The 16338-nt window shown below is 63.2% G+C and carries 16 protein-coding genes; 4 read left to right on the top strand and 12 right to left on the bottom strand.

Going from position 1 to position 16338, the window contains the following annotated elements:
• Positions 1-36: 36 nt before the first annotated feature.
• Together BRPE64_RS17480 and BRPE64_RS17475 are read right to left on the bottom strand one after the other, a co-directional pair.
• Positions 37-1137 (bottom strand): enolase C-terminal domain-like protein, encoded by a 1101-nt coding sequence (locus tag BRPE64_RS17480; protein WP_016354823.1) that lies wholly within the window; start codon positions 1135-1137, stop codon positions 37-39.
• Positions 1138-1206: 69 nt separating this feature from the next.
• Positions 1207-1599, bottom strand: coding sequence for a tautomerase family protein (locus BRPE64_RS17475; RefSeq protein ID WP_016354822.1), 393 nt, complete (start codon positions 1597-1599; stop codon positions 1207-1209).
• Between the two features lie 104 nt (positions 1600-1703).
• Here BRPE64_RS17475 and BRPE64_RS17470 point away from each other — a divergent pair, with 104 nt between their 5' ends.
• Positions 1704-2594 (top strand): LysR family transcriptional regulator, encoded by an 891-nt coding sequence (locus BRPE64_RS17470; protein ID WP_016354821.1) that lies wholly within the window; start codon positions 1704-1706, stop codon positions 2592-2594.
• Between the two features lie 472 nt (positions 2595-3066).
• On the opposite strand, the gene BRPE64_RS17465 is transcribed toward BRPE64_RS17470, so the two are convergent.
• From BRPE64_RS17465 to BRPE64_RS17440, 6 genes are all read right to left on the bottom strand, one after another.
• Positions 3067-3585 (bottom strand): DUF2778 domain-containing protein, encoded by a 519-nt coding sequence (locus tag BRPE64_RS17465; protein WP_044042385.1) that lies wholly within the window; start codon positions 3583-3585, stop codon positions 3067-3069.
• 16 nt (positions 3586-3601) lie between these two features.
• Complete coding sequence (locus tag BRPE64_RS17460; RefSeq protein ID WP_044042384.1) at positions 3602-4084, bottom strand: Hcp family type VI secretion system effector; 483 nt, start codon at positions 4082-4084, stop codon at positions 3602-3604.
• A gap of 498 nt (positions 4085-4582) precedes the next feature.
• Positions 4583-5572: a dihydroxyacetone kinase subunit DhaK gene (gene dhaK / locus BRPE64_RS17455; RefSeq protein WP_016354817.1), complete on the bottom strand. Its 990-nt coding sequence runs from the start codon at positions 5570-5572 to the stop codon at positions 4583-4585.
• Positions 5573-5592: 20 nt separating this feature from the next.
• Positions 5593-6231, bottom strand: coding sequence for a dihydroxyacetone kinase subunit DhaL (gene dhaL, locus BRPE64_RS17450; RefSeq protein ID WP_016354816.1), 639 nt, complete (start codon positions 6229-6231; stop codon positions 5593-5595).
• Positions 6232-6301: 70 nt separating this feature from the next.
• Entirely contained in the window at positions 6302-8149 is a 1848-nt protein-coding gene (locus BRPE64_RS17445; protein WP_044042383.1) for a glycoside hydrolase family 15 protein, read from the bottom strand.
• A gap of 108 nt (positions 8150-8257) precedes the next feature.
• Positions 8258-8485 (bottom strand): hypothetical protein, encoded by a 228-nt coding sequence (locus BRPE64_RS17440; protein ID WP_044042381.1) that lies wholly within the window; start codon positions 8483-8485, stop codon positions 8258-8260.
• A gap of 138 nt (positions 8486-8623) precedes the next feature.
• On the opposite strand from BRPE64_RS17440, the gene BRPE64_RS17435 reads away from it, so the two are divergent.
• Positions 8624-10231, top strand: a complete 1608-nt coding sequence (locus tag BRPE64_RS17435; protein WP_016354813.1) for a Na+/H+ antiporter — start codon at positions 8624-8626, stop codon at positions 10229-10231.
• On the opposite strand, the gene BRPE64_RS17430 is transcribed toward BRPE64_RS17435, so the two are convergent.
• A complete protein-coding gene (locus BRPE64_RS17430; protein ID WP_016354812.1) occupies positions 10216-11766 on the bottom strand; it encodes a hypothetical protein in 1551 nt (516 codons plus the stop codon). The two genes, BRPE64_RS17435 and BRPE64_RS17430, sit on opposite strands and share 16 nt — an antisense overlap.
• Before the next feature lie 292 nt (positions 11767-12058).
• Positions 12059-12889 carry a TerC family protein gene (locus tag BRPE64_RS17425; protein ID WP_016354811.1) on the bottom strand — a complete coding sequence of 277 codons (831 nt, stop codon included), beginning with the start codon at positions 12887-12889 and terminating at the stop codon, positions 12059-12061.
• A 130-nt stretch (positions 12890-13019) separates the two neighbouring features.
• Here BRPE64_RS17425 and BRPE64_RS17420 point away from each other — a divergent pair, with 130 nt between their 5' ends.
• Positions 13020-13901, top strand: coding sequence for a LysR family transcriptional regulator (locus tag BRPE64_RS17420; RefSeq protein ID WP_044042380.1), 882 nt, complete (start codon positions 13020-13022; stop codon positions 13899-13901).
• 95 nt (positions 13902-13996) lie between these two features.
• The gene (locus tag BRPE64_RS17415; RefSeq protein ID WP_044042743.1) at positions 13997-14395 is read left to right on the top strand and encodes an HPF/RaiA family ribosome-associated protein; all 399 of its coding nucleotides are present in this window, start codon (positions 13997-13999) and stop codon (positions 14393-14395) included.
• A gap of 20 nt (positions 14396-14415) precedes the next feature.
• On the opposite strand, the gene BRPE64_RS17410 is transcribed toward BRPE64_RS17415, so the two are convergent.
• Positions 14416-15816: an MFS transporter gene (locus BRPE64_RS17410; protein ID WP_016354808.1), complete on the bottom strand. Its 1401-nt coding sequence runs from the start codon at positions 15814-15816 to the stop codon at positions 14416-14418.
• Complete coding sequence (locus tag BRPE64_RS17405) at positions 15816-16220, bottom strand: DUF3574 domain-containing protein (protein ID WP_232519262.1); 405 nt, start codon at positions 16218-16220, stop codon at positions 15816-15818. The genes BRPE64_RS17410 and BRPE64_RS17405 overlap by 1 nt, the downstream gene beginning before the upstream one ends.
• Positions 16221-16338: the final 118 nt, after the last annotated feature.

Below are 16338 nucleotides of genomic sequence, written 5' to 3'. Positions count from 1 at the left end.
ATTGAGGCTGCCCGCGGAAATATCGCCGGGCTCTGTTCAGCCCAAAGCAAAACGCGAGAGCGCCTCCTTATCGAAGTCGAACCCCGTGCCTGGTCGATCTGGAATCTCGATCAGGCCGTCTTTGACGGGAAACGGCTCCTCCAGGATCGGGTCGACCCAGTCCTGCCATTCGAGCCAGTGACCTGTCTCGGTAACCCGTAGAAGGTGCGCAGAAACCTCGGGATACAGATGACTCGACACGTCGATGCCCAGTGCGCCTGCAATCGGCACCGAGCGAAGCCAGCCCGATACGCCGCCGATGCGCATCATGTCCGGCATCATGAAGGTTCCTGTCTTTGCCATGACGGCACGCGACAGCGCGCGCGGTCCGTAGAAGTTCTCGCCAAGGCAGAGCGGGGTCTTAAGCCTGGCCGCCAGATCCGAGTAGCCGTCGATGTTGTCGTAGGCGATAGGCTCTTCGAACCAGTAGAGCCCGAAGTCGTCCAGTGCATGGCAGCGGCGCACCGCATCGCCGAAACGCATGCCTTGATTGAAATCGACCATGAGTTTGATGTCGCCGCCCACGGCATGGCGAACCGCTTCGATAGCGTCGATATCCTGCTGCAATCGATCGCGCCCGAGCCGGAGCTTGATCGCCCCAAAGCCTCCTTCCGCGACCAGAGCGAGCGCCTCGTCGGCGAGCTTGGCGGTATCGGTGAGCCACAACGCGTTGCTGTTATAAGCGGGCACGGTGCCGATGTCTCCGCCCAGCAATCGCGCCAGCGGGAGATTCGCGGCTTTCGACAACGCGTCCCAGGCCGCCATGTCCAGGCCTGCGATGGCGATCATTGCAAGACCTTCGAGACCGACCAGACTTAAAGACTTGCGCCCGCTCTGAAAATCGGACAAAGGCGCGAGGCGCTGGCCTTTTTTATCGGCCGCCAGGTCGCTTATGATCGATACGATGTACTTCATCGAATGAGCGAGATACGGTTCGAGATAGCTGCATCCGCTTATGCCCTCGTTTGTCCTGAGCGTGATGGCGACGACTGGCCAGTCCGAAAAGCTTCCGACCTTCGACACGATTGGCCGCTTCAACGGGATGAGCACGGCTTGTAACTCGACCGAATGATAGGTCAGTTGCTCCAGTGGCTTCATGTCTTCCTCCGTGCCGATGTATTTTTTTCAGCCGGCTTGGCGCGCTTCTGTGCCGTTGCCGAGGCGGGGTTAATCGACAGGCGCGTATTGCATTTCCCCGTTACCGAACGACCAATTCTCCCGCGCGACCTCGACCAGGTTGATCCAGACGTCTTCTTTTCGCAGCCCCGTCTTTGACGAAATGCCGTCGGCCACGGCGGCGTAAAAAGCCTTCTTGACATCGACCGAACGGCCGCTATTCCAGGTGATCTGGATGAAAACGATCGACGGAGAGTAGGAGATGCCGAGATAGCCATCGGCCGGATAGACGAGTTCGTCAACATCATGGCGAGTGACGATCTGAAACTTGTCGTTGGCGGGGACGCCGGCGATCGAAGTCATCGCCTCGTAGACGGTGTCGCTGACAGCCTGAGCGACGGCGGGTGACGCGGATTTCGAAAGGTCGATTCGGACGAGTGGCATAGTGGCCTCAAAGCGGGCGTGCGTGATAACACCCACTAGGCTAGACTTGATCGATGCTTTCCAAAAGCGAATATTCAGACTGCTTTGAATGACGGAATGGAATAATGATCGAAGAACTGAAGTCTTTCGTGATGGTGGTCGACGAAGCGTCCCTGACGCGTGCCGCACAAAAATTATGCGTGACACAGTCGGCGGTATCGAAGCGCATCCAGCGGCTGGAAGATGTGCTCGGCGCGCTACTGCTCGACCGCAATTCGAAACCTCCGCGCGCAACGGCGCTTGCGCATCGTATTCGTGAGCATGCGGTTCCCTTGCTTGCTGCCTTCGACCGGCTGATGAATGTCACGCGGGAAGACGGGGATCCTTCGGGAAAGCTGCGTTTTGGTCTGCCGCAGGGTATTGCCGACATCGTCTTGTTCGATGCGCTGACAACGCTTGGGGATGCATTTCCGGCGCTCGACGTGACACTCAAGTCGGACTGGAGTCCCGGCCTGCTTCGTCTGCTCGATGCGGGTGAACTGGATGTCGCCGCCATTCTGAGCCCGAAGGGTAGGCAGCCCGCCGACGATTACGTGCGCCGACATGTCTCGACCATGGAACTTGTCGTCGTGCAAAGCAAGAGGCGCCCGCTGGTTTCGAGTCGCGCGACGCTTGCTGCCATCGCGGACGGAGGGTGGATCCTGAACCCGGAAGGATGCGGTTATCGGGCGGCTCTACAGCACGCGATCGAAGCGGCCGGCTACGCCTTGCGCGTCAAGGCGGATACGCACGGCAGCGAAATGCAACTGCAACTCATTGCGTCCGGCCTGGGATTGGGTCTGGTTCCGCGAAGTGTGCTGACTCACAGTGTTTGGCAGCGGCGGCTCGAAGTCGTGAAGGTCGCACGCTTCGCGCCTCGACTCGATGTGTGGCTGTTGCACGCACCTCAACTCGGGAATCTCAGCCGCGCGATTGCGTGCCTCGGGGATAGGATGGAGGAATCGTTCAGGTCTTGAGGCTTGGATTGGGGCTAGTGGGATCGATAGTGGTGGGCTGAAGGTCGCGCAGGTTTGAAGTGGGTGGGCTGCGTACTCAATTTGACATAAGATAAATTAGCGAACTTTTTGTTTGTAGTGGCTAAGTTGTAATGTCCGGTTTGGGCTCGTTAGAAATGTCGGGTTTTCAGCCGGTGGCAAGCGCGCGACTGTTCGTGTCGAAGCGCTGCGGCGCGCTCTTTCCGAACCTCATCGAGATGACGTATGACGGCGTGCCCAAAGCTTCATGATCACGCTGTAAGTTACGGCGGTCACAATCACATCGACAATTGTCGACACGATCATGTAGAGCGCCTCATAGTCCTCGACATGTAGACGGTCGGCGAATGTAATGAGCACGTGCTGCTGCTCAACCGTTAGTGGATACGGAACAACATGAGCGAACCGCATAACAAACAGCAGAATTCCTACGAAGAGCGTGAGTTTTAGCAGTCTACGGGCAAGTGTTGCCAATGGTGATCACCTCAATCCAACCGTATGCGGCAATGCCAGCGTTACCCGCCGGCACGGTGCTCGTCTGCAAAAGCGCATGGCGTAACCGCTGAAAGTCGGCCATGCTTTGCATTGTGATGCAGCCGAACGACACGCCACCGCCCCCGACAGGATGCAAACGGAAATTGCCGCGCTTGACCCCGTTAATCCAAGTCCAGTCGTCGATTAAACCATCGTCCCGATAGAGCGCGAACCATTCGTCATGATGTGATGGCCGCCCTCGAAAGGCGTTAAACAGGTCTTTGCCTTTCGCCTGAAGTTGTGAGCCAATGCCACCTTCGGGCCGCGGCACGATCCAGTATTTGCCGGCTGGAATTGGCCCTTTGCCAACGACTGCGATGCAGCCGCCCCGGTTTCGATAAATATCGTCGCCAGAAAATGCGGGAAATGACCCGACGCCCGACATTGCCAAAATCTCCATCGGCGCATTGTCGACCACGAATTTGCCCTGCAAAGCCATCTCGTTCCCCCTACGCTTATCGTTCTGTCCACGCGTCGGAGAACTTGATATTGCCGTCCAGGTAGTGCCAAGTGATGTTGTCATACATGAGCGACACTGATTCCATGTGATTCAACTGGCTCATGCTTGCGATCTTCGTGTTGGCGAAGCCGGGGTTGACACCCGCAACCTTGACTCCTTCGAGCAGAATCTTGAAGTAGACTTCCTCTTTGCCGCCGTCGTTGATGCGGTAGAACTTGATTTCGGCACTCTCAAGCGTCTGGCCCTTCGCAACAGCTTTGTAGAGATACGGGGTGGCAGCATCGAACTCTTTTTCGATGGCCATCGGAGCGTGAATCCGTGTGCCGGCAATCTTGCCAGCGCCGCTATCGACCGGAAGCGTTAGTCCGTGACCGAAGCCGATGATCTCGATACTCCCCTCGCGCCCCTGCACCGTAACGCTGCCCTTAATGGCTGAACCACCGTCGTCCTTGAGCCACATGTAAGCCGGAATAGCCATCGTTTCTTCTTCTCTCGTATGAATAGTTTTAGTTCGGTTAACTTATTGTTTTTCCGAGAAGAAGAGAATGCACAGGGTGAAATCGCAATGCAATGAGGTTTCTCTGAAAGGTTGTAGTTCGTCCGCATTGCCCTGCTTCACCCCGTTTCATAGCTACTCTCGAGCCACGCCTTGGCTCAAGATTGAGGAAATAGGATTCCGTGCCGCACGGCAGACGTGGGATCGGATCAACAACGATTACTGAGCGTCCTCCGTTTCAGCTCACGTTGCGACCATGAATCTGCAGCGGTCGCAAAACCTGGATAGCAACATCTGAACATGTGCGGATCAAGCGCTTTAACTCCGCCATCGATTGAGGTTCTTTAACCGGCCTCAGCGCACAAGACTTCTGACAGGTCCGGTTTTGCGCATGCGAAGCTCGACGTCGCTCAAGCTATGCGGTGCGCACTTTCACGGCAACCGCCGCCTCACCACCTCACACAACCGCCATCCCCACGCTCACATCCCCCAACGCAACCCCGCCGTATGCACGGGACTATCCCAGTGCCGCGTCATCTCATCGTCGAGTATGCAGAGTGTGATCGACGCGCCCGCCATTTCCAGCGACGTCGTCAGCGCGCCCACTTGCGACCGCGCAACGCTCAACCCGCGCGCATCCAGCCACGTCCGCACCGACGCATACAGCAAATAAAGCTCGGACAGCGGCGTGCCGCCGAGCCCGTTGACCAGCACGAGCAACCGCGCATCGGCGGCGGGTTTGAGGTCATCGACGATCGCGGTGAGCAGTTCATCGGCGATGGCGTTCGCCGTCTCGAACTTCGCGCGTCTGCGTCCCGGTTCGCCGTGAATGCCCACGCCGATCTCGATCTCGTCGTCGCCGAGCGTGAAGGTCGCCCTGCCCGCGGCCGGCACCGTGCAACTCGAAAACGCCACGCCCATCGACGCAATGCGTGCCGCCACGCGTTCGCCGAACGCGCGACACGCCTGCAGATCCGCGCCGCTTTCCGCCAAACTGCCAAGCAGCTTCTCGACGATCACCGTGCCCGCCACACCGCGGCGTCCCGTCGTGAAGCTGGAGTTCTCAACGGCGACATCGTCATTCACGAGCACCGTCGCGTTCGGCATCTCGCAAAGCTCGGATGCCATCTCGAAGTTCATCAGATCGCCCGAATAGTTTTTCACGATGAACAGCACGCCCGCGCCGGTGTCGGCGGCCTGCGCGGCGGCCAGCATCTGGTCGGGCGTCGGCGATGTGAACACCTGGCCGGGACACGCGGCGTCGAGCATGCCGAATCCGACGAAGCCGCCATGCAGCGGCTCATGTCCCGCGCCGCCGCCCGAAATGATCGCGACCTTGCCCGGCTTGAGCGACTTGCGCACGATATACACCGGATCGAAACTGACCGTGACGAGATCCGCATGCGCGGCGGCGAAGCCCGCAAGGCTCTCGGTCAGATAATCGTCCACGCGATTGATGAACTTCTTCATGTGCCCGTCTCCTTGTATAGTCAGGCGGCGTCGTGCGCGAGGCACGCGCAAACCGCCGCGATCATGAGCTGGCTGGAGCGCGCGCCCGGGTCGATATGACCGCGCGAGCGCTCGCCGAGAAACGATGCGCGACCCTTCGTGGCGAGCATGTCGCGCGTCGCGAGCATCGCTTCCTCGGCGACGCGCGGCAGTTCCGCGAGCACATCGTCTCTGGACGCGCCCGCCTCGGCCAATGCGGAGAATCGTTGGGCGACGGGAATGAGCACGTCCATCATCGTCTTGCTGCCGGTGCCGGTCTTGCCGCGCTGCCCGACCGCATCGACGCCCGCGGCGAACGCACGCGCGAAGCCGGGCACGCCGTCATCGTCGGCATCGGGAGGAGCGGCTTTCGCCATGCCTGTCAGCATCGAAAAAAAGAGCGGCCCGGACGATCCGCCGACCGTCGACAGCACCTTCGTCGCCGCGAGTTTGAGCGCGGGCGCGAATGCTTCGGCTTCGATCTGCGCGCGCATCGCGACGAGCGCATCCATGCCGCGCAACAGGTTGATGATGTGATCGCCGTCGCCGATCGCCTGATCGAGCGACGCGATTTCGTCTGCATGTTCCTTGAGCGACGCATGCGCCGCGTCGATGCACGTCATGACCGTCTTGCCGTTCATGCGCCGATCCTCCGTTCACGGGCGAAGTGAGCAGAAAGGATACAGCGTCACGATGACGCACGCTCGCCGTTCAAGTCCACGGAACGTGCACGCGATCCAGATTCCGGTCGAGCTGAAAGGCCGCGCTGATGAGCGCAAGATGCGTCAGCGCCTGCGGAAAATTGCCCAAAGCTTCGCCGCTCGTCGCCACTTCCTCGGAAAAGAGCCCGACGTGATTGGCATACGCGAGCATCTTCTCGAAGACGAGCCGCCCTTCGTCGACACGTCCCGCGCGCGCGAGCGCTTCCGCATACCAGAACGAGCACGCGGAGAAGCCGCCTTCCGTGCCCGGCAGGCCGTCGAGCGTCGAGCCGCGCGTGTAGCGGAAAATCAGCGGATCGACGCGCAGACCGCGCCCGATCGCATCGAGCGTGCCGATCCAGCGCGGATCCTTCGGTCCGATGAAGCGCACGAGCGGCATCATCAGCGTGGAGGCGTCGAGCGTCGTCGAGCCCGGCGTCTGCACGAAGCTCTGCAGATCGTCGTTCCAGAACTGTTCGTGAATGTCGCGATGAATCTCGTCGCGCGTCTTGAACCAGCTCGCGAGCGGCGCGGGCAGCGAGCGCTTTTCCGCGAGACGCAGCGCGCGATCCACCGTCACCCAGCACATCAGACGCGAATGCAGCAGCGGCCGAATGCCGTTGCGGAATTCCCAGATGCCGTTGTCCGGATCGCGCCAGTGTTCGACGACATAATCGACCGTGCGCGTCACGTGGCGCCAGCCATCGTAAGAGATCGCGGCGCCGTACTTGTTGTAGAGATAGACGGAATCGAGCAACGCGCCGTAGACATCGAGCTGGATCTGATCGCGCGCCTCATTGCCGATGACAACGCGCCCAGGCGTCTCGCCGACAAGGCTTTCGAGCACCGTTTCGGCGAGCGCGTCCTCGCCGTCGACCGCGTACATCACGCGCAGTTGCCCATGCGTGCTGCAATCGCGGCTGCGCTCGGCGATCCATTTCATGAAGCGTTCGGCCTCGCCCGTGTAGCCGAGGCGCAAGAGCGCGTACACGGAAAATGCGGCGTCGCGTATCCACGTGAAGCGATAGTCCCAGCGACGCGCACCATCTTGCGCCTCGGGCAAGCCGAACGTCGGCGCGGCGACGATCGCGCCGAATTCCTCCGAGCTCAGTAGTTTCAGCGTGAGCGCCGAGCGCAACACGACTTCGCGATAACGTCCGCGATACGTCGAGCGCGACGACCACTCCTTCCAGAAATCGATCGTTCCGGCGAGCACGGCATCGTGATTCGCGGCGTGTTCCGCGAGCCCTTCGGCCGCGCCGAATGCGAAGCACGCGCAATCGCCTTCCTCGAATTCGAGCGTGGCGCGCGCGCCGTGTTCTTCGATCGAAAGCGGCACGTTCGCGAGCAGCCGCACGGGCGGCGAGCCATCGGCGCAAACGAACTCGACGCCCTCTTCCACCGCGCGCGCCGTATGCGTTGCGCGCGCGAAGTCGAAGCGCGGATCGCAGCGCACGTCGAGCGTCATACGGCCATACACGAGCCGCACGATGCGCAGCACGCAGTTCGGCACGGCATCGGTGACGGTGCTGGCCGTGGCGACCGGTGCGACCGGCATCAGGTCCAGCAGCTCGCACACGCCGTCGCGCGTCATGAAGCGCGTGAGCAGCACGTTCGTTTCCGGCAGATACATCTGCTTGACGTTGGCGTTCGGCTCGCGCGGCGTGATCGAAAAAGCACCGCCGCGTTCGCCGTCGAGCAGCGCGGCAAAAAGCGTGGGCGAATCGATGCGCGGATAGCACATGAAGTCGATCGCGCCACACAGCGACACGAGCGCCGTCGTCTTCATGTTGCCGATCATGCCGCGCCCGTCGATTGGCAGCGCGGCCGGTGAAACCCTGCGGGGATGGTGTCCCATTGAGATGTGCTCCGACAGCCTCGAAAGGCGCAATGCATCGGGCAGCAAGTCATATTCCTGTCGCCGGCGACAGAAACATGCGCCGGGACAAACGCTGGACAGCGTGAATTAACGGGCGACGGTTCGTTCGCCCGGCGCCGCCTGCGCTTCAGCCGGCGCGACGCCGAAGACAGCCTCGCTCGCTGCGGTGTGCGGCGCTGCGGCCAACGCGGATGAAGCGGGCACGGGCGCCTCCGCGTGATGCGATTTGCCGAAACTCGCGATATACAGCACGGCCGCCACGGCGACGCCCACCAGCACCGCCGCGATCGCCACGCCGGACGTGTTTCGTCTCATTTTGTCTCCCGATCGGATACGATGACCCCCGGCTCGCGGCCCGGTCCCGCATCGATGGTAGCAGCGCGGGACGCCGGACCTGCGTGGGCCGCCGCGCATTGCCGCACACGTCATTCAAACAACACCCGAGGACAATTCATGCACGCCGCCACGGCATTCAATCTGGTGCTCGTCTCGCTCATTGCGATCATCGCGCTCGAAGTGCTCGCCCGGCGCCTGCGGCTGCCGCCCGCGGCCGCGCTGCTCGTCGGCGGCGTCGCGATGGCTTTCGTGCCGGGCCTGCCGCCCGTCGAACTCGATCCGGAACTGGTGCTGGTGGTGTTCCTGCCGCCGCTGCTGATGTACGGCGCGTACTTCTTCGTGTGGGACGACTTCAAGCGCAATCTGAGCGGCATCTTGCTGCTGGCGATCGGCGCGGTCGCCTTCACGACGTTCGTGGTCGGCGTGGCCGTGCATCTCGTCGTGCCCGAATTGCCGTGGGCCGCATGTTTCGCGCTCGGCGCCGTCGTGTCGCCGCCGGATGCCGTCGCCGCGAAGGCCGTGCTCGAACGCGTCGCGCTGCCGCGGCGTCTGATGGTGCTGCTCGAAGGCGAAAGCCTGCTCAACGACGCCGCCGGCCTCGTGCTGTTCCGCTTCGCGCTCGTCGCGGCGATGAGCGGCGTATTCAGCGCGCCGCGCGCCGTCGCCAGTTTCGCGGGGCTGGCAATAGGCGGGATCGTCGTCGGGATCGTGGCGGGTTTCATCGCCGTCAAGATCATGCGTGCGCTCGAGGACGACTATCTCGTCATCACCACGTCGATGCTCACGTCGTGGGTCAGCTATGTCGCGGGCGAAACGCTCGGCGTGTCGAGCGTCATCGCGACGGTCACGTGCGGCATGGTCGTCGGCTGGCATCAGCACGAAGTGTTCACGGCGGCGCAGCGCATGCGCGGCACGGCGTTCTGGCAAGTGGTCGTGTTCGTGCTGGAGGCGCTCGTGTTCGTGCTGATCGGGCTCTCGCTGCGCGGCATCGCGATTCGGCTGGGCGGCGTCGGCGACGCCTTCTCGCTGCTCGGGCCCGCCACGCTCGCGGTGATCGCCGTCGTGATCCTGTCGCGCTTCGTGTGGGTGTTCGGCACCGAAGCGGTCAAATGGATCGCGTGGGTCGCCACGGGCCGCAAGCAGGCCGATGGCGAAGCACGCTCCATCGCACCGGACTGGCGCGCGGCAACGGTCGTCAGCTGGGCCGGCATGCGCGGCGTGGTGACGCTCGCGGTCGCGTTGTCGCTGCCCGAGACCATGCCGGGACGCGATCTGATCCTGTTCGCGGGTTTCGCCGTGATTCTCGTCACCGTGTTGCTGCAAGGCGCGACGATCGGGCCGCTAATCGCGTGGCTATCGCTTGCGAGCGGGCACGAACGCTCGGCGCGGCATCTGAGCGAGCCGCAGGCGTGGGGTCGGCTCGAAGACGCGCAACTGAGCGCGATCCAGCCGCTCGTACACGATGCCGACGGCAACGTGATCCATCCGCGCCTGCTCGAACAGTACACGTATCGTGCGACGCTCACGAAGCGCTTCCAGGATGTGGAGGATTTTCCGGCGGACGCGCGGCATGCACATTACGACGTCGTGCTTGCCGCGATCGCAGCCGGGCGGGCGGAATTGCTGCGGCTGCATCGCGCCGGGCAGATTCACGACGAGCTTCTGCATTCGATGGAACACGACCTCGATCTGCAGGAAATCATCGCGCTTCATTCGCGCGGTTGAGCGCCGGAGTGTGTGGGCGCGGCGAGCGGCGTGTCGTCGGCTGATTCGCCGCACGGCAGCCACGCGCGCGCGGTCACATCGGCCTGCGCGTTGTTTCGCAAGCGAATGAGCCATTGACCCGCGGACGCGCGGCGCACGCGGCCCCGCACGGTGGTCGGCGCAAGCGCGACGAGAATCATATGGCCGTCGCCGCGTGCGCCGCGTCCGAGATGCACGACGGTGCACAGCGCGTCGCCGCCGCGCACGAGATTGCCGATTTCGCCGCGCGCGAGCCATGCGCTTTCGATACCGTCGGGCGGCACGATCTGCACGTCGACGTCGGGATCGGCGCCATTGCCGCCATAGCCGCCATCGCCCGATAGCCAGATTTCCGCGAACACCGGCGACGCGCAATCCGCGCGCACTCGCCAGCGCAACTCCGCGCGATCCGCGATCTTGAGCGCGCTCCTGCACTGCGACAGATCGCCATTACCGGATGGCAGCACGACGGAGCACGCGCCGGTGTCCATGAGTTCGTCGAGCGCGCCTTCGATGAGCGAACTGCCGTCCTGCTGCCAGGCGGCATTGCCCGCGTTCAGGCTGACGAGCGCATGACAGTCCGCGCCGCCGATATCCCGCGCACGCTGCGCGATATAACGCACGGCATCGAGCAAGTCGGCGTCGGGGCTCGGCCCGAAGGCGTCGCGCGCGAGGCGGTTGCGGCGCCTCAGTTGCACGCCGATCATGGGCAGCGGCGGTTCATGGTCGTCGGCGTTTCCGAGCGCACGCGACGGATAGCGCCCCGCGAGTTCGGCGGCCGTCGCGCCATCGGTCGCTTGCCGGTCGAGGCGATAGATGCGCGCATCGCCGGCGGCGCGGGGAACGTCGTCGGCCGGAAAGGCATCGGCAAGGATCGCGTCCATCTGACTTTTCAGCAATTCGCTTCCGTAGCCGAGTCCGCTCGCGGAATTCGCCGCGTCGTTCTGGTTCCAGAAGCACTGAAAGCGCGTGCTGGTGCCGAATGCGTCTTCCGCATAGCGCCGATGCAGAAATGAAAGGCCCTCTTCGCAGACACCGACAATCGCGCGCCCGGGGCCGTCGTGCATCGGCGCGGGCCTGAGCGACGCATGATCCGGGCGCACGCGATGCAGCCGTGCGTCGCCGTGCGACGACACCGCCAGCGCCTCGGTAAAGCGCTCGAACCGTCCGGCGAGGTCCGTGCCCAGATGCGCGAAAAAATCGCGCGTCACATGGGCGGTGCAGAAGCGCGTGCCGGCCAGCGCGGACGGCGGATCGCGATAGAGCGCCGACATCCAGATCCATTCCTGCCAGCCGTTGCGCTCGATATCCTGCGCGAACTGCTGCGCGGTATCGCCGCCCTGCTTCATTTCGATGGCGATGGGAAAGCGCCCTCGCGGCACGCCGCCCGAGTCACGATAATGCGTGACGTTCGCCCAGACGAGGTAAGGGTCGAGCCGCGTCCCGGACGCAAGCGCCTGTCGCGCGGCGGGGCCGATGCAATCGCGCGCCGCGCCGATCTCCCAATGCGGGCTCATTGTTCCCTCCTCCGTGCGGCGCTCCGCGCAAACGCGGTCGCACGCATCGCGGCCCGATGCGATTCTTCATATCGCCGCCGGCATCCGGCGCCCGTTTCTGACGACGATTGCGCACGGCGGACGCGATGCGTCTCATCGGAATATTTCGGTAACCGAAAGGAATGACGTCATCGCTACAAGGCATACCGTAGCCACTTGGAACACGATTGGCAAGGGCAATCGCCGCGCGAATGTTCGTCCTTTATCGCAACGGGCGTCGCTTGCGGGTGCGCGCGGAAATTCTTCAGTCACATCAAGTCGATAGCGCGCGGTTCCCGGGTTTGTCCACAGCGTTGGTCACAGTTTCTGTGGATAAGCCCGGCGTGCTTTGCGTCCGCGCGTTCGCTTCGCGCCGCTCCTTTACGCGTCGGGCGAACAAGTTCAAACCTTCGACGAATCCGGCAAAACCCATGGCCGCATAGATGTAGCCCTTCGGCACGTGCGTGCCGAAACCTTCGGCGATCAGCGTCATCGCGATCACGAGGAGGAACGAGAGCGCGAGCGTGACGATGGTCGGATTGCGCTCGATGAAGCGCGACAACGGTTGCGCGGCGAACAGCATCGTGGCGACGGCGAAGATCACCGCGATATACATGATCGGCAGATGCTCCGTCATGCCGACCGCCGTGATGATGCTGTCGACGGAGAACACGATATCGAGCAGCAGGATCTGACCGATCGCGGCCCACGCCGTCATCGCCCCGACGCTCGACGCGACGCCGGGCGCGTCATGCGCGTCGCGGTTCACGTGATGATGCATTTCCTTCGTCGCCTTCCATACGAGGAACAGGCCGCCCGCGAGCAGAATGAGATCGCGCCATGAGAACGCATGATCGAACGCGGAGAAAACCGGCTCGGTCAGACGCGCGATCCACGCGACGGTGCCGAGCAACGCGAGCCGCATCACGAGCGCGAGCATGATGCCGATACGCTGCGTGCGCGCGCGTTGCGCCACGGGCAGCTTGTTGCTGAGAATCGAAATGAAGACGAGATTGTCGATGCCGAGCACCACTTCCATCACGATCAGCGTGACGAGCGCCGCCCACACGGCAGGATCTGCGGCAAGCGAGAGAAGATATTCCATGAGTATGAGTAAGTTCGATTCGACTGGAGGATGCCCGCCATCATCGATGCATCGCGCTGCCGGAAAAATCAGCGATAATCGAAGACAAACTTCGGTTTTTTCGAAGCGTCCAAAATCATGGGATGCGCGCATGTTGAACTATCGTCATCTGCATTACTTCTGGGTCGTCGTGAAGGAAGGCGGATTCGCCCGCGCGGCGGAACGTCTCGACATGGCCGTGCAGACCATCAGCGCGCAGGTGCGCGAACTCGAAAAATCGCTCGGGCATCAGTTGCTCAAGCCCGCCGGACGCGGCGTGACGATGACCGAAGCAGGCCAGGCCGCCTACGCGCGCGCCGAGGAAATCTTTCAGATCGGCCAACTGATTCACGACGAAGTACGCGAGGCGGCGAGCGGCACGCTGGCGCGTCTCGCGGTCGGCTTGTCGGACGGCATCTCGAAGCTCGCGGCGCATGCGCTGCTCGCGCCCGTGCTCGACAACCCTTCGCTACGGCTGCTGTGCCACGAAGGCGAGACCGACGAATTGCTCGGCGAACTCGCGCTGCATCGACTCGATCTGGTGCTGGCGAGCCATGCGGCGCCGCACAATCACAATCTGCGTCTCACGAGCGAGCGGCTGATTGCGTCGCCGGTGGACTGGTACGGGCCGGCGTCGATCGTGCGCAAGAGCGCCATCGACCAGTTTCCGGCCAGTCTCGCCTCGCTGCCGATGCTGCTGCCGACCGGGCATTCGTCGCTGCGCGCGCGGCTCGATCGCTGGCTGGAAACGCAGGGCATCGCGCCGCGTATCGTCGGCGAATTCGAAGACAGCGCGCTCATGGCCGTGTTCGGCGCGCGCGGGCTGGGCGTGTTTCCGCTCGCGGAATTCGGCGCGGGCGATGCGCCGCTCCTGCGCGGACTACGCTGGCTCGGCCGTTCGCCGGACGTCAAAGAGGAAGTGCACGCGATCGTGTCGCGACGCGGTCGGCATCATCCGCTCACGCAACTCGTGCTCGCGAGCGCGCCGAACTGAACTGCGGTTTTTTCGAAGTTTTTGTTCCGTTGCTTCTGCTTTTTCATAGGTCTCCTGGACCGTAGTCTGAACGCATGTCCAACAAGGAGACGTACATGAAAGTCCTGTTCAAGTCCCGCGAACCCGAAGCCATTGCGATGCACGAGCTTGCGAAGGCACGCAGCGAATTCGTGTTCCGCCGCCTGGCGTGGCTCATTTCGAAGGCAACGGTCAGCCTGTCCGATATCAACGGCCCGCGCGGCGGCGTCGACAAGCGCTGTCAGGTCGAGGTGCAGTTGAGTCGCGACAACAAGGTCGTGGCGACCTCGATCGCGCGTGACTGGCGCGGCGCAATCGATCTTGCGCTGGCGCGCGCCGTGCGTACGCTCGTGCGCAGGCGTCAGCAGGTCAAACCGACGCGCCGCGTGCGTGCCCGCGGTCTCGCATGGGAACTCGCGCCGGAACCCGCGTTGCAGGAAGCGCCGGCGCCGCGCATGCGGTTGATTACCGTGTGACTGGACGGTGCGCGGCGCATCTAGCGCGTGCGCACCAGCCGCACTACGCCGACGATCACGCCCAGCGCGGCCGACACCGCCGCGCCCACTAACGCGACCTGCGCGCCGCCCTGCCCGTACAGCCCGAACGCAACGGCCGCGAGCGCCGCGCCGAGCGAGAGGCCGATCATGCGCGCCATCGTCATCAGGCCGCCGGCTGCGCCGCTGCGATCGTGCGGCGCGGACGTCAGCATGATCCGGTTGTTCGGCGTCTGAAAAAAGCCGAAGCCGATGCCGCAGATCGCGACGCGCCACACGATATCCGCATTCGACGGCGACACCGGCAAGCCGATCAGCAGACACAGTCCGACCGCCATGATCGCGAGTCCCATGCCGCCGATAAGCCCCGGCGCGTGACGATCGGAAAGCCGTCCCGCGAGCGGCGCGACGAACACGATCACGAGCGGCCACGGCGTGACGAGCAAACCGGTCGTCGTCGCCGAGCGCGCGAGCTGATGTTGCAGCATGAACGGCAGCGCGACATACGCGAGTGTCTGCGCAACGTAAGAACAGATCGACGTCAGGCTCGACAGCGCGAGAATCGGAATGCGCAGCAGATCGAGCGGCACGAGCGGCGCACTTTGGCCGCGTTGCTGCCGGATGAGCGCGAAACCGGCGATGCAGGCCAACGCAATCTCGATCAGCGGCAGCGGATAAAACTGCGTGGCCGCGCTTTGTCCGACACTCGCACCCTCGCCCGCTCCCAACCCGCCGACGCCGAGAATGAACAGCGCGATCGCACCGGCGCTCAGCAGCGCGCCCGCGAAATCGAAGCGCCGATTCGCCGCATCGACAGGGGCGATGCGCGGCAACATCGCGCTTGCCAGACACAGCCCGGCGATCCCCAGCGGCACGTTGACGGCGAAGAGCCAGCGCCAGCCCGCCACCGACAGAATGCCCGCCGCGACAGTCGGCCCGAGCGCCGCCGAGAGCGCAACGGCCAGACCCAGTAACGCGATGCCGCGCCCGACGAGCTTCGGCGGATAGACTTGCCGCAGCAGCGCGGGCACGACCGTCGCCATGCTCGCGCCACCGATGCCCTGCAGCGCGCGCGCCGCGATGAGCAGCGGCAGACTCGGCGCGGCCGCGCACGCGAGCGAGGCCGCGGTGAACACCACGACGCCGCCGAGAAATACGCGTCTGAAGCCGACCATTTCCCCGATCGATGCAAACGGCAGCACCGATACCGCAACCGCCAGTTGATACGCGGTGACCACCCAGATCGTCTCCGCGGCCGGGCGCGCCAGATCGTGCGCGATGGTCGGCAACGCGACATTCGCGATCGACGCATCCAGATTGCCCAGAAAAGAGCCGAGCAGGACCGACACCACGGCCCAGTAATTGACGCGTTGCGCGTGCTGTTCTTGTGCCGGGTTCGTCATCAGTCGACTTCGCTTTCCTGAAATGATGCGCACGCCGCGTGTCGCACGCGCAGCGTCGACTCCTGCGCGAAACGCGCCCGATAGTGTGCGCGAATGATATCGATGGACGTGTCGCTGACGTCATCGTCCGGGTGGATGACGCTCAGCACGTACGACGCCTCGCGCAGAATCGAACCGTCAGCCGCGCGCCATTGCCCGTTCGCGGTCCACACGGTGAAACCTTGCGCAAATCGCGGCGTGACTTCGACACGCAGGAAGTCGTCCCATTCTTGCTGCGTCACCGCGCCCGACGCTTTCGCCGTGCCGAAATACACGAGATCGCTCACAACACGCTGTTCGCCGCGCGCGCAGTTTCGTTGAGGCGTCGCGGCGCACGCCGTGAGCATGGCGGCAGACAGAAGCATCGAAATCGTTCGATATCCGAACATAAGCAACATAAAGCGCCATGAAATGAGGCAAGGACGCCATCTTATAGCGCCGCACCCGATTGTGTTTTTTGTTCACGATGATACTTTCGTCGCC

It is taken from the genome of Caballeronia insecticola, from assembly GCF_000402035.1.
Classification (GTDB): Bacteria; Pseudomonadota; Gammaproteobacteria; order Burkholderiales; family Burkholderiaceae; genus Caballeronia; species Caballeronia insecticola.
This window is presented reverse-complemented; position numbering and strand designations above follow the sequence as displayed.